Here is a 16,611-nt window from a genome sequence, read left to right on the forward strand (position 1 = left end):
CCTCGACCCCGCCCGCGGCCCCCTGCAGATGCCCCAGGTGCCCCTTCAGCGCGGTCACCGGAAGCGGCCGCCCGCCCAGCACGCCCCGCAGGGCCCGCGCCTCGGCGAGATCCCCGTCCACCGTCGCGGTGGCATGCGCGTTCACGTGGACGACGTCCGCCACCTCACCGCCCGCGTCCCGCACGGCCCGCCGCAGCGCCAGCGCGATGCCGTCACCGCTCGGGTCGGGCGCGGCCACGTGGTGGGCGTCCGCGGACAGCCCCCAGCCCGCCGCCTCGCAGTAGATCCGCGCCCCGCGCGCCCGAGCGTGCTCCTCGGACTCCAGCACGAGCACCCCCGCACCCTCACCGTTGACGAACCCGTCCCGGTCCTTGGCGAACGGCCGCGACGGCGATCCCTGCGACGGGTCGCCCTCCGCCAGCGCCCGCATCGCCGCGAACGACGCCATGATCGCGGGGGTGACGACCGCCTCGGCGCCACCCGCCAGGGCGACGTCGACCCGCCCGTACCGGATCCGGTCGACGGCCTGCCCGATCGCCTCCGTGCCGGAGGCACACGCGCTGGTCACGGTGCGTGCCTCACCGGTGATGTGCAGGTCGAGGGAGACCTGGGAGGCCGCCTGCGACGGCACCGTCATCGGCGTGGTGAGCGGAGACACACCCCGCGGCCCGCGGTCCCGCAGCTTGCGGTCGCCGCCGACCAGCACCGACGCGTCCCCGAGAATCGCGCCGAGGCTCACCCCGACCCGCTCCGGGTCCAGCCCGCTCTCGCGCGTGCCGCCGTCGGCGTACCCGGCGTCGGCCCACGCCTCGCGTGCCGCCAGCACCGCGAACTGGGCCGCCCGGTTCATCCGGCGCGCCGCCTGCCGGGGCAGCAGCCCGGCCGGGTCGACGGGCACCGTGCCGGCGATCCGCACCGGCAGCCCGTCGAACTCCGGGTCGGTCAACTCCCGTATGCCGTGCCGCCCTTCGAGCAGCCCGTCCCACAGCTCGCCGGTGCCCACGCCCAGCGGGGTGACCGCGCCGAGCCCGGTGACCACCACGCGCCGCGGTCCGGCCGCCCGCGCCTTCCGCACGGGACGCGGCTCGTGCCGCACGAGGGTGCCGTCGCGGCCGGCGTCGGCGGCCCAGCGGCGCACCTCCTCGTCGGTCGCGGCGTGGGCGTCGGCGGCCTCGGTGGTGTCCCGGTGCCAGGCGCCCCAGCGGCGTACGTACGTCTCCTCGTCGGCCAGCGGGTCCACCGCCCGCAGGACGGTCAGCCGGTCGCCGTCGCGGAACGTCACGCCCTCCAGGGACACCGGCTCCACCAGCGGCACCTCGGCCACGTCCACCCGCCGCCCGGCGACGGTCACCGTCTGCTCGCGCCGCAGGTCCTCCTCGTGGTCCACCCCGCCCAGCGGCGGCCGCAGCGTGACCCGGATCACCTCGGGGGAGACGGGCAGCGTGTGCGTGACGACGTGCCAGCGCCGCTCGGCCACGTCCTCGGCGGACAGGGCGAACAGGTCGCCGGGGACGACCTCCGCGGCGGTCACCTCGTAGGGACGGATGGGCACTTCAGGCATTTCGGGGGAGTGCGTCATGGAGGAGGATGCTCTCTTTGGTCCGAACTGTCGTTTTGCGGGCGGTTCCGAGTGTTGTGTACGACCGGCGAACGGGCCACGATCCACTTCACAGGGTGTCCGATTTGCCCCGGTCTACCAGGGGGGTGACGCGGAACACGTTCGCCAAGAGACCTACGGGAGTGCAGAGTTACCGGTGCGTGGTGGCACTGTGGAAAACGTCACGAAGCCCCTGTGCGCGGCCCTGTCCGCCCCCTGCGGAACGAGTCGCACGTCGCGTTCCGCGCGGCCGCCCCACCGGGCTCCGCCCCCACCGGCACGGCGGTCCGACTGATCCCCGGAGCCGGTTCCGGCGTCTTCCCACGGGGGCGCGTTCCCGCGTACGCGACCCGCCGGCCGGCCCGCGGGGCGGCCGGCGGACGGGTCGGCCCAGGTGATCGGAGACTGCGGTGGAGGGCATGGACGAGGACGAGTTCGACGCTTTCTACGCGGCTGCCTTCCCGCGGCTGACCGGCCAGCTCTTCGCCTTCACCGGGGACCTCGGCGAGGCCCAGGACGTGGTGCAGGAGGCGTTCGTACGCGCCTGGGACCGGCGCCACCGCCTCGTGGCCGACGAGGCGCCCGAGGCCTGGGTGCGCACCGTCGCCATGCGCCTCGCGGTGAGCCGCTGGCGCCGCGCGAAGCGCTGGCTGGAACTGGTGCGGCACTCCCCGCCGCCCGAGACGACGCCCGGACCGGGCCCCGACCGCACCGCCCTGGTCGCCGCCCTGCGCCAACTCCCGGAGGCCCAGCGGATGGCGGTCGTGCTGCACCATCTGTGCGACCTCAGTGTCGAGCAGGTAGCCTCCGAGACCGGCGCGCCGGTGGGCACGGTCAAGGCCCGCCTGTCCCGCGGACGGGCGGCACTGGCCCGCCATCTGGCGACGGACGAGGCCGAGGAGCCGGCCTGGGAGGAGGGCGGCCGTGTCGGATGAACTCACCGGTGCCCTGCGTGAGTTGGCGGCCCGGTACGAGACGCCGCCGCCCCTGCCCGCCGCCGAGGTCCGCGCCCGCGCCCGCCGCCGCTCACGCCGTCGCCGGGCCACCCTCGCGCTGGGCACCGCGGCCACGGCCGCCTGCGCCGTCGCCGTCGTGACCCTCGCCCTGCACCCCGACCACGCGGCGGGCAAACGGCACCGGCCCGGCGCGCCCCCGGCCACCTCGACGTGCGCCTGCACACCCTCACCCTCGCCGACCGCGTGCTGCGCGTCGACCTGCGGGCCGCCGGCCGCCTCCCGCCCGGCACCCGGCTCACGGTGGTCGCCCGCAGCGCCGGCGCGGTGCTGCCGCTGAAGACCCGCACCGAGGTCCGCCAGGTCAAGGTGCCCTACCTGGTCGAACTGCGCACTCCCGACGGCGAGCACGTGTACGCGGGCGCCCTCGCCTTCGACGCCAAGGTGCTGCGGTCCCTCTCGGGCGACACGGGCTGGGTGGGCCTCAGCGCGCCGGACGCCGAATGGCTGCACGACCGGCTCCGCGACGGCGACCAGATCGAGACGGCTGCCACACGTTGAACCGGCGATGGCTGACCGTCAGTTGACCAGCCCGCGCCGGTACGCGTAGACGACCGCCTGCACCCGGTCCCGGAGATGCAGCTTGGACAGGATGCGGGACACGAACGTCTTGACCGTCTCCTGGCTGATCACCAGCGCCGCCGCGATCTCGCTGTTGGAGAGGCCGTCCGCGATGAGCCGCAGCACCTCCAGCTCGCGCGGCGTCAGCGGGATCTCGCGGTCGCCGCCGTCGGAGGGCCGGATCCGGGAGGCGTACCGGCCCACGAGCTGCCGGGTCACCTCCGGGTCGAGCAGCGCCGCGCCCGACGCCACCGTCCGGATGCCGTGCAGCAGCCGGTCCGGCGGCGCGTCCTTCAGCAGGAACCCGCTCGCGCCCGCGCGCAGCGCCTCGTACACGTACTCGTCGAGGTTGAACGTCGTCACCACGAGCACCTTCACGGGGTCCCGCACCCTGGAGCCGGCCAGCAGCCGGGTGGCCTCGATCCCGTCGAGCACCGGCATCCGCACGTCCATCACGACGACGTCCGGCCGTACCTTCGCGGCCAGGTCGACGGCGGCGCGCCCGTCCGCGCACTCGCCGGTCACCTCCATGTCGGGCTGCGCGCCGATGATGGTGACCAGCCCGGTGCGCACCAGCATCTGGTCGTCGCAGACGAGCACGCGTACGGGTGCGCCGCCCGCGCCCGGCTCGCGGACGGGCGCGCCGCTCACGCGAGGGTCGCGTCCGCTCACGCCCGGCTCCCCGTCGGTATCCGCGCGCGTACGGCGAACCCCCCGCCGGGGCGCGGGCCCGCCTCGAACTCGCCGCCGAGGACGTCCACCCGCTCCCGGAGACCGGCCAGCCCGCGCCCGCCGCCGCCGGGCGAGGCCACGGCCCGCGTTCCGGGACCGTCCGTGCCGACCTCCACCGTGATGTCCCTCCCGCTGTGCCGCACCAGAACCGAAGTCGCCTGCCCGTGAGCGTACTTGAGCGCGTTGGTGAGGGCCTCCTGCACCACCCGGTACGCCACCAGGTCCGCGCTGCCGGTCGCCGCCGCCGGGGTGCCCTGCTCGGTGAACTCCACCGGCTGCCCGGCCCGGCGTGTCTGCTCCACCAGCGTCAGCAGCCGGCCCGCCGGCGGGGTGCGGGAGCCCTCCCCGTGGTCCGGGTTCAGCAGGTCCAGCAGGTGCCGCAGGTCGGCGACGGCCCGCCGGCCGGTGTCGGTGACCGCGGTCAGCGCCTCGTCGAGCCGTTCGGGCGCGGCGGCCAGATAGCGTGCCGCCTCCGCCTGCACCACCATCGCGGTCACATGGTGGGTCACCACGTCGTGCAACTCCCGCGCGATGCGCGCCCGTTCCGCCGCCCGCGTCCGCTCCGCCACCTGAGCGCGCCGCTCCGCCTCGGCGATCCTGGTCGAGCGCAGCCACGCCCCGCCGCCCCACAGCAGACACATCGCCACGTAGAACGACACGAACTCGGCGGGCGGTTCGCCCGTCCCGCGCCGCACCAGCTCGGCGACGAACAGCACGTACGCCACGGAGAGGACGGCGACCGTGGTGCGCCGGTACCGCTCCAGATGGGCGCCCGCGCTGAGCAGCGCCAGCGGCAGCGCCGTACCCGCGACCGTGTGGTAGCCGCGCAGCTGGTCCAGCGCGAAACCGGCCGCCATGAGGGTCAGGCAGACGGCCGGCCAGCGCCGCCGCAGCGTGAGCGCGAGCGTCTGGAGCCCGATCGCGACGACGGCGAGCGCGTCGTACGGACGCTCCGCCACCCCGCCGATGTCGGTGCCGCTGCCGCGCATGCTCGGGACGAACGCCAGCGCGCACAGCAGCACGGCGAGCGGCAGGTCCCGGGCCGTGACGTGCAGTCGGCCCCAGACCTGCCGCAGCCCGTGCGGACGGATCACCGGGCGAGCGCGGGGGCGTCGGCCCGCCGCGAGCGGCGGGGCGTCATCTGACCGCGCCGGCGGGCCAGCCACAGGAGGCCGACGGTCACCAGCGCCCAGAACACCAGCGTGTACAGGCTGGCCTCGGGCCCGAACTCACCGCCGCTGATCAGGGTCGGCCCGGAGGTGGAGGCGTCCAGCAGGCCCTGCTGGGTGTCGTTGCCGGAGACCTCGGTGCTGAAGATGCCGGAGGCGGCGAAGTTCCACCCGAAGTGCAGTCCGATCGGCAGCCACAGGGTCCGGGTGGCGACGTACGCGGCGCCCAGCATCGGGCCCGCCGACAGCGCGATGACGGTGGCGCCCCACAGGCTCGCGTCCGGGTTCAGCAGATGCCACGCGCCGAACAGCACACTGGTCGGGATCAGCGCCCCCCACGTGCCGAACCGCTCCTCCATGGTCCTGAACAATACGCCGCGGAACAGGAGTTCCTCCGTGACGGAGGCGCCGGCCATGAACCCGGCCAGCCCCACGGCACCGCTGTACGACCCCCAGCCGTCCACCTCGTAGTGCCCGAGGTAGGCGATGTTGGCGACCACGGACGCGAACACCAGCGTGCCGAGCAGCACACCCCGCCCGACCGCGCCTACGGCGCCCTTCCGGGCCACCTCCGTGACCGGCCGCTTCTCGGTCCGCCCCACCACCCAGGCGTAGACGTACACGGCCAGCACCGCCGTCACCAGGCCGACGCCCAGGGTGGCCCACGGATTGTCCTGGACCGCGGCCGCGCTCTGTCCCCCGATCAGGGACACCACCACCACGGCCAGCAACTGCCAGACGACACGCACGACTTGCTCCTCGAGCGGAAGGGGGGAACGCGGCGGTGACAGCACCGCCGCTCCGACCCTCCCGACGCTACGGAGACGCGCCGCGGGAAGCGTCACCACCGGGTGGACACCCGCGCGTAGCTCCTACGGGGGACAGGGCGGGCGGTGTCCCCCAGGGGTGTCCCGGGGCGGGCCCGTGAGGGTCACTTCCCGAGTCGGGCCCGCCAAAGTCACATCGCAAGGCGGGCCCGCCGGGATCACCCCTTCACCGCCCCCGAGGTGAGCCCCCGGATGAAGGACCGCTGAAGCGCGAGGAACGCCAGCACCGACGGCAGCATCGCAAGGAACGCGCCCACCAGCAGCACACCGATGCCCACCTGGTCGTCGGAGCGCAGGGAGCGCAGCGCCAGCGGCAGGGTGTACTGCGCAGGGTCGGTGGCGACCAGCAGCGGCAGCATGTACTGGTCCCAGATCATCGTGAAGCCGAAGATGCCGATGACGCCCAGCGCGGGCCGGCACAGCGGCAGCACCACCTGCCAGAACACCCGGAACTCGCCCGCGCCGTCCAGCCGCGCCGACTCCTCCAGCTCCTTCGGGATCTCCTTCATGAACTCGGTCATCACCAGGATGGAGAACCCCCAGGCGGCGACCGGCACGATCATGCCGACCAGCGAGCCGACCAGGCTGACGTGCAGCAGCGGCAGGTCCGCCAGCAGCACCGACAGCGGCACGGCCAGCACCTCCTCCGGCAGCATCATCGTCGCCAGGATCAGCACCAGCACCACCGCCGACCCCCGGAACCGCTTGCGGGCCAGCGCGTATCCGGCGAACACGCTCACCAGCACCTGGAGCGCCAGACCGCCGCCCACCACGAGGAAGGAGTTGAGCAGGTAGTCGAGGACGTTGCGGTCGACCGCCCGCTCCAGGTTGTCCAGGGACAGCCGGTCGGGCCACAGGGTGAACTGCGTGGGATCGACGGTCGGGGTGAACGCGCCGACCATCAGCGCGAGCAGCGGCCCCGCGAACACCATGAACAGCGCGGCGTACAGCACGAACCGCAGCACCCGCGCCCACGGCCCGCGCGCCTCCGCCAGTCCGAGCGCCGTCTCGTTCCTCATCGGACCTCCCTCCGGCGCAGCCGCGACACCACGGTCAGCACCAGCAGCACCAGGAACAGCAGCACGGTCCCGGCCGCCGCGACACCCAACTCGTTCCGTTCGAGCCCGAGTTTGTACGTCAGCGTCAGCAGCACCTCGGTGGAGCCGTCGGGCCCGCCGTTGGTCAGCAGGAACACCTCGGTGAACACGCGCAGGCCCCGGATCGCGGCAAGCGTCAGCAGAATGGCGAACACCGGCCGCAGTCCCGGCAGGGTGACGTGCCAGATCCGCCGCCACCGCGAGGCGCCGTCGACCGCGGACGCCTCGTAGAGCACCCGGTCCACCCCCGCCAGCCCGGCCAGGAAGATCATCATGTCGTACGGCGCTCCCCGCCAGATGCCGACGAAGGCGATGGACGCGAGCGAGCTGTCGGGGGAGTTGAGGAACTCGCTCGGTCCCAGACCGAGCACGCCGAGCACCGAGTTCAGCGCGCCGCCCTCCGCCGGGTAGTACATGACCCGCCACACCTCGGCGACCACCGCCATCGCCGTGACCACCGGCAGGAAGATCGCCGACCGGACGAACCACAGCGCGCGCGTCTGCCCCTCCAGCAGCAGCGCCAGCGCGAGCCCCAGCACGATCGAGCCGGCCGTCGTCGCCACCGCCAGCACGACCGTGTGCCACACGGCCGCGCCGAAGTCGGAACTCCCCGCGATCTCGGCGTAGTTCTCGCCCCCGACGTAGGTGTTGCCGAGGAACGGCCGCACCTCCTCGAAGCTCATCCGCACGGCCTGTGCCATCGGAATGAACTTGAAGTACAGGAAGAGCAGCAGCGCCGGAGCGAGGAACAGCCACGGCGTCGCGCCCCGCCGCAGCCGCGACCACACCGGCGCCGCCGGACGGGCCGGACGCCGCACCCGCGTCTTCGGCGACGAAGCCCGCGCCTCGGTCGCCGTCATCAGCCCGCGGCCCCCTGCTTCTCGAGCTCGGCGTCGATCTCGTCGGCGAGTTCGCCCATGGCGCCGGCGACGTCACGGGAGCACTCGGAGACCACGCCGTTCAGCCCCTCGGCCGAGATCTGACGGACGGTCGCCCAGTTGGGCAGCGCGGGCGCGTTGCGGCCGTGCTCGTCGTACACCTTCTGGAAGACGTCCCAGCGGGGGTCCTTGCGCTCGGCGGCGCCGTCCACGGTGGTGTTGACCGGGAGCCGGACGATGATGCCGCCGTTGTCGAGTCCGAGGCCGATCTTCTGCCCGGCGGGGGAGGCGGCGAACTCGGCGAACGCCTGCTGCCCCTTCTCGTTGGCGGACCCGGCCATCAGATAGACGTTCTCGCCCTCGGCCAGGGCAGCCGCCTCGCCGCCGGCACCGGGCGGGGCGGCGACGACCTCGTACTTCTCCTTGCCGAGCGACCCGTCGAACCGCGGCAACATGTACGGCCCGGTCAGATAGATTCCGCCCTTGCCGCTCTCGAACACGGTGTGGGTGGTGGCGGAGTCGGCGGTGCTGGCGCCCGGCTGCACGACCTTGGAGTCGCAGAACATGGCCTGGAGCTTCTCGACGGCCTTGACGGAGGCGGGATCGTCGACGGCGGCGACGAACCCGTCCCCGTCCTTCCTGACGAAGTCGCCGCCCTCCGACCAGAGCATGGTGGCGAACCACCAGGTCAGATAGCCGCGGGTGGTGCCGCCGGGCACGACCATGCCGGCGGTGTCGTTCTTGCCGTTGCCGTCGGGATCCTCGTTCGTGAAGGTGACGGCGAGCTGGATCAGCTCGTCCCAGGAGGAGGGCACCTCGGCCCCCACGGCTTCCCGCCAGTCCTTCCGTATGAGAAAAGCGAAGGCCTGCGAGTTGAAGGGCACCCCGTAGTACTTGCCGTCGTACCCCTGCGCCGCCTCCCAGGCGCGGTCGGCGAGATCACCGCTCCCGGCGACCCCCTCCCGGTCCACCTCGCGCACGAGCCCCTGAGTCACGAGATTGCCCAGCTGGCCGGTGTCGTTGATGACGATGTCGGGGAGGTCCTTCTGCGCGGTGCGCTGCTGGAGCTTGGTCTCGAAGTCGTTCACACCGACGGCGACCAGCTTGGCCTCGATGCCGCTCTTCTCGGTGAACGCCTTGGTGAGCGCCTCCGCCGACTCGGCGGCCGGACTCCCGGCGTCCTGCCGGATCCACACCTCCAACGGCGCGGATTCGTCCTGCTGTTGACCCGAGGAGCCCGAGGAACACCCGGTGGCGGTGACGGCGGCTGCGACGACCACGGCGGCAAGCGCGCCGAGCCGCCGCCTTCGTACTGGCGTGCGGAGTTGGTTCGACACGGGAGGCTCCGTCCATTCGTACGGGCGAGGTGGCGGGACTCTACGCAGAGGGGCGGTATCGAATCAATAGAATGAACAACATTTACATACATGAACGATAGGGTGGTTGTCCCAGGGACCACACAGGGCGCGGCTGACGCGAACAGGGCGCGGCGTTCATGGGGTGGGGGCACGATGAACCCATGGCGGACACCCCCATCACGAACACGCACCAGTACGAGGCCTGGAACGGCTACGAGGGCCGGCACTGGGCCGACCACCAGGCGCGCTACGACGCCCTGAACGACGAACTGAACGCCCCGCTCCTGAACGCGGCCGCCCTCCGCGACACCGACACGGTCCTGGACATCGGCTGCGGCAACGGCAGCGTGACGCGACTGGCGGCCCGCCGCGCACGGCACGCGGTGGGCATCGACCTGTCGGCACCGATGCTGGAACGCGCCCGCACGACCGCCGAGACCGAAGGCCTCCACAACGTCACCCACGTCCAGGGCGACGCCCAGGTTCACCCCTTCGAACGGTCGGCCTTCGACGCGGCCGTGAGCCGCTACGGCGTCATGTTCTTCGCGGACCCGGTGGCGGCGTTCGGGAACATCGCGGGGGCGCTGCGGGAGGGCGGCCGGCTGGCCTTCGTCTGCCCGCAGTCCTTCGACCGCCTGGACCAGGCGGCGGTGTTCGCGGCGGTGTCGCGACACGCCCCGCTGCCCGACCTGACGGCGGCGTCGGCGACGGGCCCGGCGTCGTTCGCGGATCTGTCCCGGACGAGGGCGGTGCTGTCAGCGGCGGGGTTCGAGGGGATCGAGGTGACCCCCTTGGAGACGCACCAGCACTGGGGCGCGGACCCTGCCGACGCGTCGGCGTTCCTCTTCGGCTGGGGCCCGATGCGGCACTGGCTGCGGGACGTGCCGGAGGATGCGGTCGCCCGCGCGCGTGAGGCGGCAGCCGAGGCGTTCACGGCGTACGCGACGGAGGTGGGGGTGCGGCTGAGCTCGCGGAGCTGGCTGGTGACGGCGACCCGTGCCGGAGCCTGAGCCGGAGCGGGAGCCCGGCGACCTCGCCCCCGAGTGGGGGAACCTGTCTAACAACGTGTACGGCATCCTGCACGGGCACGGGGACGCGGCCCCGATAGCCGTGCGTTTCGAACGGCACGGCTGGAGTTCGAGGTCGTCGTCCTGGTACGGCTACGAGGTGGGCACCACGTGGTGCGAACTCGAACTCGAGCCGGCCGACGGCCCGGACGTCCTCCTGAACGGAGTGATGGACCCGTCCCGCTTCACCGACCTGGCGGCTCTCCTCGACCGCTTCGGACTGTCGTACACGCTGGAGCTGTACGACGAGGAGGGCGACCTGCTCAGGGAGACGCGTGGGTGACGTCCGTGCGGCCGACAGCAGGACGACCGGGAAGCGCGAAGGCTGAGCGCCGCAGTCAAACCTTGATGACGGTGATACGCCCGCCGCCGAGCGCTGTCAGGTCTTCCGGGTCGGAGGTGAGGACCGTGACCGGGCCGGGCGCGGCGAGGGCGGTGGCGCAGAGCATGGCGTCGATGGCGTACTTGTGCCCGTGCAAGCCGGCGTCGGCGAGGAGGGCGGCTGCTCGCCGGGCGATCGGCTCGCTGACCGGTTCGACCACCAGGCGCGAAAGGGTCCACTCCAGAGCCGGTCGGTTGATCCGGGGGTGTACCACTTCGACAAGGGTGGCTGCCGATGTGATCACGCGCAGGTCGTCGGCGCGCGCCAGAGCGAGCCAGGCGGTCACCGTGCGGTCGCGCAGAACGGCTTTGGCCAGCCCCTCGCTGTCGAGGACCAGGGTGCCACCGGGGGTGGCGGGGGAGGGCGTCACGCCGCGTCCGCCCCGTTCCGGCGCTGCTGCTCGCGAGCCTGGTGGAGCTGGTCCCGCAGAGCCTGGATCTCTTCTTCTGTCACAGGGCCGTGCTCCGCCTCGGCGACCTGGATGAGGTCGTTGAGGTTGTCACGCTCGATCTGACGGGCGACGGCCGCGGCGACGTAGGACGACAGGCCGGAGGGACCACTGCGCGCACGAGCGGCCTCGGCGATGTCCCGGGGCATCGTGATCGAGTACTTCTGGGTAGGCTCACTCATGCTCTTCATGCTACCTCGGATGCTACCGCTATGAGCGATATGGGGGCTGAGGCGGGAGAGACCTGCACGACCGCCGCCCTATGCATGTACGACTTGTCATACCGTCCGACTAGCCTGCCTCGTATGGGGCTTGGGGACATCAGGCACGAGCACGTCATCGCGGCAACCGAGGAGTTCCGCCGTCTGGGCCGGGAGGAGTTCCTCCGGACGTACGGTTTCGGGCGAGCCAGGTCGTACCAGCTGGTTTTGGACGGTCGCCGCTACGACTCGAAGGCCATCGCGGGCGTCGCCCACGGCTACGCCACGGGGGACTTCCTGAGCGCGGCGGACTTCAGCGGCGGTGCGGCCACAGTGGCGCGATGCCTGCGCGAGCTCGGCTTCGTGGTGGAGACCGGGGCGCCCTCCGACAACCGCGCCGGTCTGCTGGCACGCCTGCGGCAACTCAGGGTCTCCCGAGGCCCCGGAAACCCGGCCCCGAGCCGCCACCAGCCGTTGAGCCTGCTGTGGGCGATGGCCCGCGCGGCCGATGACCGTCCTCGCCTGACTCCGTGGCCGACCTTCCGTGACGAAGTCGGTCCGCTCCTGGTCGAGTTCGGCCTCCCCAACGCGAAGGCGACACCGGAGTATCCGTTCTGGCACCTCCAGGGCAGCGAACTGTGGGAGGTCCGGGGCATACCGGCCGAGCTCGCCATGAGGATGCCGAACGTGGGCCTCTTCAACGAGCACCACCCGCAGGCTGGCTTCACAGCGGAGACCGCAGACCTCCTCTGCGACCCGGTGACCCGCCTGGAGGCCATCGCCACGATCTGCGAGACGTACCTCGGGGACATCGACCGCCAGGCCCTGTTCTCTCGAATAGGTCTGTCGGGCTACACCACAGCTGGTGGCCCGTTGACCCCATGGGCGGAGGAGCCCGGCGGCGCTGACACGGACGAGTACGGGCGGTCAGCCGGCCCCGCACCGCGCCGTGAGGCAACCCGCTCCGTCATCGTCCGTGACGAAGCCCTCGCCAGAAAGGTCAAGGAGCTGGAGGACGACCGATGCCAAGTCTGCGACACGGCCCTCCGCTACCTGAACCGCCCGTACAGCGAGGCCGCGCACATAAGAGGCCTGGGCAGCCCTCACCACGGCCCCGACGAACTCCAGAACCTCCTGTGCCTGTGCGCGAACTGCCACGTCCTGTTCGACGGCTTGGAAATCTACGTCGACAACGAGGGCCTGGTCAGGGGTACGAGAGGCGACCGCACCCCCCGCCCCCTCCGCCGCGCCCCGGGACAACCGATCGACGAGGCGCACGTCGCCTACCACCGGGACCTCTGCAACCTCAACGCTCGAAAGCCAGCGGCCGGCTGACTCGACCCGTGACCGGGGGCGTCGCGGGCTCTACAGCAGGTGGTCGGCCTTACCGGCTTTGATGTCGGTGATGAGGGTGCGGAGGGCTTCGAGGGAGTCGATGAGGGGGCTCTCCTCCTGACCGACGACGGCTATGTACCCGTTGCCGTCGGCATCGGTACCGAGGCGGAAGCAGGAACTGCCCTCAGCGCAGAACGGGGCCTCCCAGGTGATGTCGGGCATCGATACTCCTCATAGTTGGCGTGAGATGTCGCGGATGAAATCTCGGGACCGCTCTGGCGACAGAGCCAGACTTTCCAACAGATCGAGCTGTGCCCGGTATTTCGCCAACTGACCCTCGGCGTGGAGGAAGGTGGGCCCGTGAGAGCTGTCCACCTGCACCGTATCGAGCTGCGGGACGGGCCCTTCGATGTGGACGACCGTCTGCCCGGCACCAGGGAAGGCACCGTGGGCGAAGGGCAGAACAAGCAGGGTGACGTTGTCCCGCTCAGAGGCTTCCAGAAGGAACTCCAACTGGGCGCGGGCGACTTCGGTTCCGCCGAACTGCATGCGGAGCGCCGCCTCATGGATGACCGCGACGTACGGGACCGCTTTGTCGCCGGTGATCACCTGTTGGCGTTCGGCACGCAGCGCAAGCCGCAGGGCGACCTCGTGCTCGGGCAGGGCGGGAACCGCGGCCCGGAAGATGGCCATCGCCTGTTCCGAGGTCTGGAGCAGACCGGGCACGTGCACGGTGTTGGCGCCGCGCATGCGCACCGCGTGGCTTTCGACCTCGGCGATGTCCAGCAAGCCTTGGGGCAGGATGCCTCGGTAGCGCTCCCACCAGCCCGTACTCGCCTGGGCCATCTCGATGAGCGCCTCGATGTACGTCTCATCGGTCACGTCACAGTTGCAGGCCAAGGTGCGCAGGCGGTCGGCACTGATGGTCCGGACTCCGGACTCGATGTTGGAAATCTTGCCCCGGTCCACACCCAGTAGCCCCGCCGCGAACTCCGCGGACATCCCTGACACGGTACGGATGCGCCGCAGCTCACTTCCCAGCCGCTTCTGCCGTTCTGTGGGGGTAGTCCTCGGGGGCATTGGGATTCCTTCCATCCGAGGCAGGGGTCGCGTAGCGGCGCCCGGAGGCCGCCCTACCTCTCCGTGGTGAATTCTCTGGAGCGCGTGGGAAATTTACCACTGGCTGCTCTACTGTCGGTATCGCGCACGCTACACACAGCAACGCCGGAAGTGCACCGCGCGAGCACGCCCGCCTGCCCTGGGACGGGTGTGCCCACGACCAGGGCGGCAGGCCACCGGCGATTCCCGAACCCTCACAGAAGCACTGGAGTTCGTCATGCCCGAAATCCCCGTGGTACCCGCTCACTGGCACTTTCCTGCCCACCCCGCCTCCGTACGGAGGGCCCGCCACGCCGTCACCGAAACACTGCCGCACACCCTCCGCCCGCTCTTGGGCGACGACCTGAGCCTGCTGACCTCGGAACTGGTCACCAACGCCATTCGCCACGGGAGCTGCCGAAAGGACGAGGACCTCATCGAACTCGTGCTGTGGCCGGCCGACGGCCACTACTGGCTCGCCGTCTCCGACCCCGGCACCGGCACTGGCAAGCCCGCACTGTCCCACCCGGACGCGGCCTCCGCAAACGGCCGCGGCCTGCTCCTCGTCGACAGCCTCGCCACCGCCTGGACCGTCCGCCCCCGCCCCACACGAGGAACCTCCGTGATCGCGGGCCTGTCTCTCCGCCAAGGCACGCGACCCGATGGGACAGTTGGACGGCCGGGTCCCACGGCACAGCCCTGCCCGCACTGTCTGACCGGCTGACCAACTCGACGGAGTCGGCACCGTTACTTGAGACTTCGGTTCTCAGGAGACCTGCCGAACCGCGAGTGCTGGGTTCGCGGCGATCCTCTCCGATGTGAGCGTCCGCGACGGCGCTTCTGACCTCGCTGTGAGCCTTCCAGTCCACTCGTGCCAGCGGGCTTTCACCATCTCTCGGCCATGTGCGGTTTGGCCGTTGGTTGCAATCTGCACCTGCCGTGTTGTGTTCCGCCCCGCTGATAGTCGGTCGCCTCAAGAAAAATTGTCCGGCTGGCGCTCTACGCCCGGAGTGCCGGGGTCGCGACCCTCGCGGTATGGGGGCTTCAGGGGAACCGCGGCGGCTGGATGGTGGACAGTCCCGGTGTCCGCGGTGCGGGCTGTTAGGGGATTGGGTGGCGACGCTCGATCATGACTGGGTGCTGTTGGAACCGGACATGCGTCCGCTGGCCCACACGGTGCCGGCGGACCGCCGATGGATCGAACTGTCCGATGGGAGGGTGACGGTCTACGGGGTGTGTCCGCCGGATCAATTCCAGCGGTGCCGAATCGAACACGATCTCGCTTGTCCGGCGCAGCCTCTGCCGGACCTGTGGCCGTGGCTGACAAGCCTGCGGATCGAGAACGCGCGGCGAGTGGAGCGGCAGACCGATCCGAAACCGCGCACGCCTCCGGAACAGTGGCCGGACGCCGGCTGATGTCTGCTTCGGGAACTACGGCGCTGCATCTGGATGCACATACGCCAAGACCCCGGCCTCAGCGTTTCCGCTGGTGACGGGGTCTTTGGGCACCTAATCGATGGTGCCCCCGGCAGGATTCGAACCTGCGCACACGGCTCCGGAGGCCGTTGCTCTATCCCCTGAGCTACGGGGGCGTGTCGGTCGCGGTGATCGCGGCGACGGGTAGAACACTACCAGTTCTCCGGGGGTGGTCATGAACCACTTTCCCCGTCCGGCGCCGGTCGCCCCGATCGACTCCCCGTGCGCCCCGTACCCCGAACGGGGTGGAAGTGGGGAAACGCCGGACGCGGTGGCCGGTCCCGACCTACTCTCGAGTCGTGCCGAGCACTTCGGGCCGGGTTCTTGTGGTGGACGACAACAAGGTCATCCGGCAGTTGATCAGGGTCAACCTCGAGCTGGAGGGCTTCGAGGTGGTGACCGCGGCCGATGGTGCCGAGTGTCTGGAAGTCGTGCATCAGGTGCGGCCCGACCTCATCACCCTGGACGTCGTCATGCCCCGGCTGAACGGGCTCAGAACCGCCGGGCGGCTGCGGTCCGACCCGCGGACCGCCGGCGTCCCCCTCCTCATCGTCTCCGCCTGCACCCAGCACGAGGTCGAGAGCGGCCTCGATGTCGGCGTCGACGCCTTTCTTGCCAAGCCCTTCGATCCGCAGGAGCTTGTGAGGGTTGTGCGGTCCCTGATCGACGCCCCCGTCGGGCATGTGCGCGGGCCCGGAGACGCCGAGGCCGCCGCCGGGCACGCCTAGCTGTCCACCCTCGTCCACATCCCGGGACAGGCCCCTAACCTGCTCGCCTACCCACCCCCCTCCTCGCCTACGCTTGTCCCGTGACCCCCGTCGAGCTCTCCCGCACCGTGCTGCACGCGGTGCGTCGTGCCGTCGACGAGGGAGAACTCGCCGTGGCCGTGTTGCCCGAGCGCGTCGTCGTCGCGCCCCCCGGGCCCGGAGGCTGCGGTGACTACGCCACCAACGTCGCCCTCCAGCTCGCCCGCCCGGCCGGGCAGCCCGCCCCCGCCGTCGCCGAGCTGCTGCGGACCCGACTTCTCCGTACCGACGGGATCCATGACGTCGTCGTCACCGGGCCCGGGTTCCTCAACATCTCCCTCGCCGGCGGCGCCGACGCCCGTCTCGCACGCCTCGTCCGCGACATCCTCCGCGCCGGCCCCCGGTACGGGCACACCCACGACCTCGCCGGGCAGGCGCCGGCACTCCACGCCGCCCCCGAGATCCGCGCCCTCGTCCTCATGGACTCCGTCGCCCGGGTGCTCCGGTCGCAGGGGGCCAGCCCCCATATGCACTGCGCCCGCCCACCCCAGGACGCCTGGGTACGCATCCTCGGCGTCCCCAGCGACATCACCATCGCCAGCAGCGACACCCCCCTCCGCCCCCTCC

At 71.5% G+C, this 16,611-nt stretch carries 19 protein-coding genes, 1 tRNA gene and 1 pseudogene; 9 read left to right on the forward strand and 12 right to left on the reverse strand.

Features of this window, described 5'->3' with window-relative positions; translation table 11 throughout:
* Positions 1–1,561, reverse strand: a 1,561-nt coding sequence (locus tag CCN29_RS20095) for a beta-ketoacyl-[acyl-carrier-protein] synthase family protein (RefSeq protein WP_442538421.1), incomplete at its 3' end; no start/stop codon positions are given.
* 455 nt (positions 1,562–2,016) lie between these two features.
* Here CCN29_RS20095 and CCN29_RS20100 point away from each other — a divergent pair.
* Together CCN29_RS20100 and CCN29_RS36045 are read left to right on the forward strand one after the other, a co-directional pair.
* Positions 2,017–2,532, forward strand: coding sequence for a SigE family RNA polymerase sigma factor (locus CCN29_RS20100; protein ID WP_031020560.1), 516 nt, complete (start codon positions 2,017–2,019; stop codon positions 2,530–2,532).
* 231 nt (positions 2,533–2,763) lie between these two features.
* Positions 2,764–3,111: a hypothetical protein gene (locus tag CCN29_RS36045; RefSeq protein WP_442538422.1), complete on the forward strand. Its 348-nt coding sequence runs from the start codon at positions 2,764–2,766 to the stop codon at positions 3,109–3,111.
* 18 nt (positions 3,112–3,129) lie between these two features.
* On the opposite strand, the gene CCN29_RS20110 is transcribed toward CCN29_RS36045, so the two are convergent.
* The 6 genes from CCN29_RS20110 to CCN29_RS20135 form a co-directional block, all read right to left on the reverse strand.
* A complete protein-coding gene (locus tag CCN29_RS20110; RefSeq protein ID WP_086683521.1) occupies positions 3,130–3,822 on the reverse strand; it encodes a response regulator in 693 nt (230 codons plus the stop codon).
* A 17-nt stretch (positions 3,823–3,839) separates the two neighbouring features.
* On the reverse strand, positions 3,840–4,997 hold the full coding sequence (locus CCN29_RS20115) for a sensor histidine kinase (protein ID WP_086683524.1): 1,158 nt from the start codon (positions 4,995–4,997) through the stop codon (positions 3,840–3,842).
* On the reverse strand, positions 4,994–5,821 hold the full coding sequence (locus CCN29_RS20120) for a CPBP family intramembrane glutamic endopeptidase (RefSeq protein ID WP_086683527.1): 828 nt from the start codon (positions 5,819–5,821) through the stop codon (positions 4,994–4,996). Before CCN29_RS20120 ends, CCN29_RS20115 begins: the two co-directional genes overlap by 4 nt.
* A gap of 236 nt (positions 5,822–6,057) precedes the next feature.
* Positions 6,058–6,918: a carbohydrate ABC transporter permease gene (locus CCN29_RS20125; RefSeq protein WP_019522962.1), complete on the reverse strand. Its 861-nt coding sequence runs from the start codon at positions 6,916–6,918 to the stop codon at positions 6,058–6,060.
* The gene (locus tag CCN29_RS20130; RefSeq protein WP_107481716.1) at positions 6,915–7,856 is read right to left on the reverse strand and encodes a carbohydrate ABC transporter permease; all 942 of its coding nucleotides are present in this window, start codon (positions 7,854–7,856) and stop codon (positions 6,915–6,917) included. The genes CCN29_RS20125 and CCN29_RS20130 overlap by 4 nt, the downstream gene beginning before the upstream one ends.
* Positions 7,856–9,211 (reverse strand): sugar ABC transporter substrate-binding protein, encoded by a 1,356-nt coding sequence (locus tag CCN29_RS20135; RefSeq protein ID WP_442538423.1) that lies wholly within the window; start codon positions 9,209–9,211, stop codon positions 7,856–7,858. Before CCN29_RS20135 ends, CCN29_RS20130 begins: the two co-directional genes overlap by 1 nt.
* Before the next feature lie 182 nt (positions 9,212–9,393).
* Between CCN29_RS20135 and CCN29_RS20140 the strand changes: the two genes are divergently transcribed.
* Both CCN29_RS20140 and CCN29_RS20145 read left to right on the forward strand, forming a co-directional pair.
* Positions 9,394–10,242, forward strand: coding sequence for a class I SAM-dependent methyltransferase (locus tag CCN29_RS20140; RefSeq protein ID WP_086683533.1), 849 nt, complete (start codon positions 9,394–9,396; stop codon positions 10,240–10,242).
* Positions 10,229–10,582 carry a hypothetical protein gene (locus CCN29_RS20145; RefSeq protein WP_086683536.1) on the forward strand — a complete coding sequence of 118 codons (354 nt, stop codon included), beginning with the start codon at positions 10,229–10,231 and terminating at the stop codon, positions 10,580–10,582. Before CCN29_RS20140 ends, CCN29_RS20145 begins: the two co-directional genes overlap by 14 nt.
* Before the next feature lie 55 nt (positions 10,583–10,637).
* Here CCN29_RS20145 and CCN29_RS20150 read toward each other — a convergent pair whose 3' ends face one another.
* Positions 10,638–11,051, reverse strand: coding sequence for a PIN domain-containing protein (locus CCN29_RS20150; RefSeq protein ID WP_006134842.1), 414 nt, complete (start codon positions 11,049–11,051; stop codon positions 10,638–10,640).
* Positions 11,048–11,311 carry a hypothetical protein gene (locus tag CCN29_RS20155; protein WP_031067433.1) on the reverse strand — a complete coding sequence of 88 codons (264 nt, stop codon included), beginning with the start codon at positions 11,309–11,311 and terminating at the stop codon, positions 11,048–11,050. Before CCN29_RS20155 ends, CCN29_RS20150 begins: the two co-directional genes overlap by 4 nt.
* Before the next feature lie 123 nt (positions 11,312–11,434).
* On the opposite strand from CCN29_RS20155, the gene CCN29_RS20160 reads away from it, so the two are divergent.
* Positions 11,435–12,664 (forward strand): HNH endonuclease, encoded by a 1,230-nt coding sequence (locus tag CCN29_RS20160; RefSeq protein WP_442538424.1) that lies wholly within the window; start codon positions 11,435–11,437, stop codon positions 12,662–12,664.
* Positions 12,665–12,694: 30 nt separating this feature from the next.
* Here CCN29_RS20160 and CCN29_RS20165 read toward each other — a convergent pair whose 3' ends face one another.
* Both CCN29_RS20165 and CCN29_RS20170 read right to left on the reverse strand, forming a co-directional pair.
* Entirely contained in the window at positions 12,695–12,886 is a 192-nt protein-coding gene (locus CCN29_RS20165; RefSeq protein ID WP_086683539.1) for a hypothetical protein, read from the reverse strand.
* 9 nt (positions 12,887–12,895) lie between these two features.
* The gene (locus tag CCN29_RS20170) at positions 12,896–13,744 is read right to left on the reverse strand and encodes a helix-turn-helix domain-containing protein (protein ID WP_086683542.1); all 849 of its coding nucleotides are present in this window, start codon (positions 13,742–13,744) and stop codon (positions 12,896–12,898) included.
* 256 nt (positions 13,745–14,000) lie between these two features.
* On the opposite strand from CCN29_RS20170, the gene CCN29_RS20175 reads away from it, so the two are divergent.
* Positions 14,001–14,486, forward strand: coding sequence for an ATP-binding protein (locus tag CCN29_RS20175; RefSeq protein ID WP_086683545.1), 486 nt, complete (start codon positions 14,001–14,003; stop codon positions 14,484–14,486).
* A gap of 311 nt (positions 14,487–14,797) precedes the next feature.
* Positions 14,798–15,178 (forward strand): DUF6083 domain-containing protein, encoded by a 381-nt coding sequence (locus tag CCN29_RS20180; protein ID WP_052034398.1) that lies wholly within the window; start codon positions 14,798–14,800, stop codon positions 15,176–15,178.
* A 101-nt stretch (positions 15,179–15,279) separates the two neighbouring features.
* Here CCN29_RS20180 and CCN29_RS20185 read toward each other — a convergent pair.
* Positions 15,280–15,354, reverse strand: a tRNA-Arg gene (locus CCN29_RS20185).
* Between the two features lie 135 nt (positions 15,355–15,489).
* Between CCN29_RS20185 and CCN29_RS20190 the strand changes: the two genes are divergently transcribed.
* A complete protein-coding gene (locus CCN29_RS20190; protein ID WP_189404551.1) occupies positions 15,490–15,966 on the forward strand; it encodes a response regulator in 477 nt (158 codons plus the stop codon).
* Positions 15,967–16,046: 80 nt separating this feature from the next.
* A pseudogene (locus tag CCN29_RS20195) lies at positions 16,047–16,611 on the forward strand (ArgS-related anticodon-binding protein NrtL); the annotation flags it as partial.

This window comes from Streptomyces pseudogriseolus (genome assembly GCA_002154585.1).
Taxonomy (GTDB): domain Bacteria; phylum Actinomycetota; class Actinomycetes; order Streptomycetales; family Streptomycetaceae; genus Streptomyces; species Streptomyces pseudogriseolus.

Coding starts and splice junctions, on each gene's coding strand:
- CCN29_RS20100 (WP_031020560.1), top strand. CDS start 2,017: ATGGACGAGGACGAGTTCGACGCTTTCTACGCGGCTGCCTTCCCGCGG.
- CCN29_RS20125 (WP_019522962.1), bottom strand. CDS start 6,918: ATGAGGAACGAGACGGCGCTCGGACTGGCGGAGGCGCGCGGGCCGTGG.
- CCN29_RS20130 (WP_107481716.1), bottom strand. CDS start 7,856: ATGACGGCGACCGAGGCGCGGGCTTCGTCGCCGAAGACGCGGGTGCGG.
- CCN29_RS20140 (WP_086683533.1), top strand. CDS start 9,394: ATGGCGGACACCCCCATCACGAACACGCACCAGTACGAGGCCTGGAAC.
- CCN29_RS20155 (WP_031067433.1), bottom strand. CDS start 11,311: ATGAGTGAGCCTACCCAGAAGTACTCGATCACGATGCCCCGGGACATC.
- CCN29_RS20160 (WP_442538424.1), top strand. CDS start 11,435: ATGGGGCTTGGGGACATCAGGCACGAGCACGTCATCGCGGCAACCGAG.
- CCN29_RS20165 (WP_086683539.1), bottom strand. CDS start 12,886: ATGCCCGACATCACCTGGGAGGCCCCGTTCTGCGCTGAGGGCAGTTCC.
- CCN29_RS20170 (WP_086683542.1), bottom strand. CDS start 13,744: ATGCCCCCGAGGACTACCCCCACAGAACGGCAGAAGCGGCTGGGAAGT.
- CCN29_RS20175 (WP_086683545.1), top strand. CDS start 14,001: ATGCCCGAAATCCCCGTGGTACCCGCTCACTGGCACTTTCCTGCCCAC.
- CCN29_RS20180 (WP_052034398.1), top strand. CDS start 14,798: ATGGGGGCTTCAGGGGAACCGCGGCGGCTGGATGGTGGACAGTCCCGG.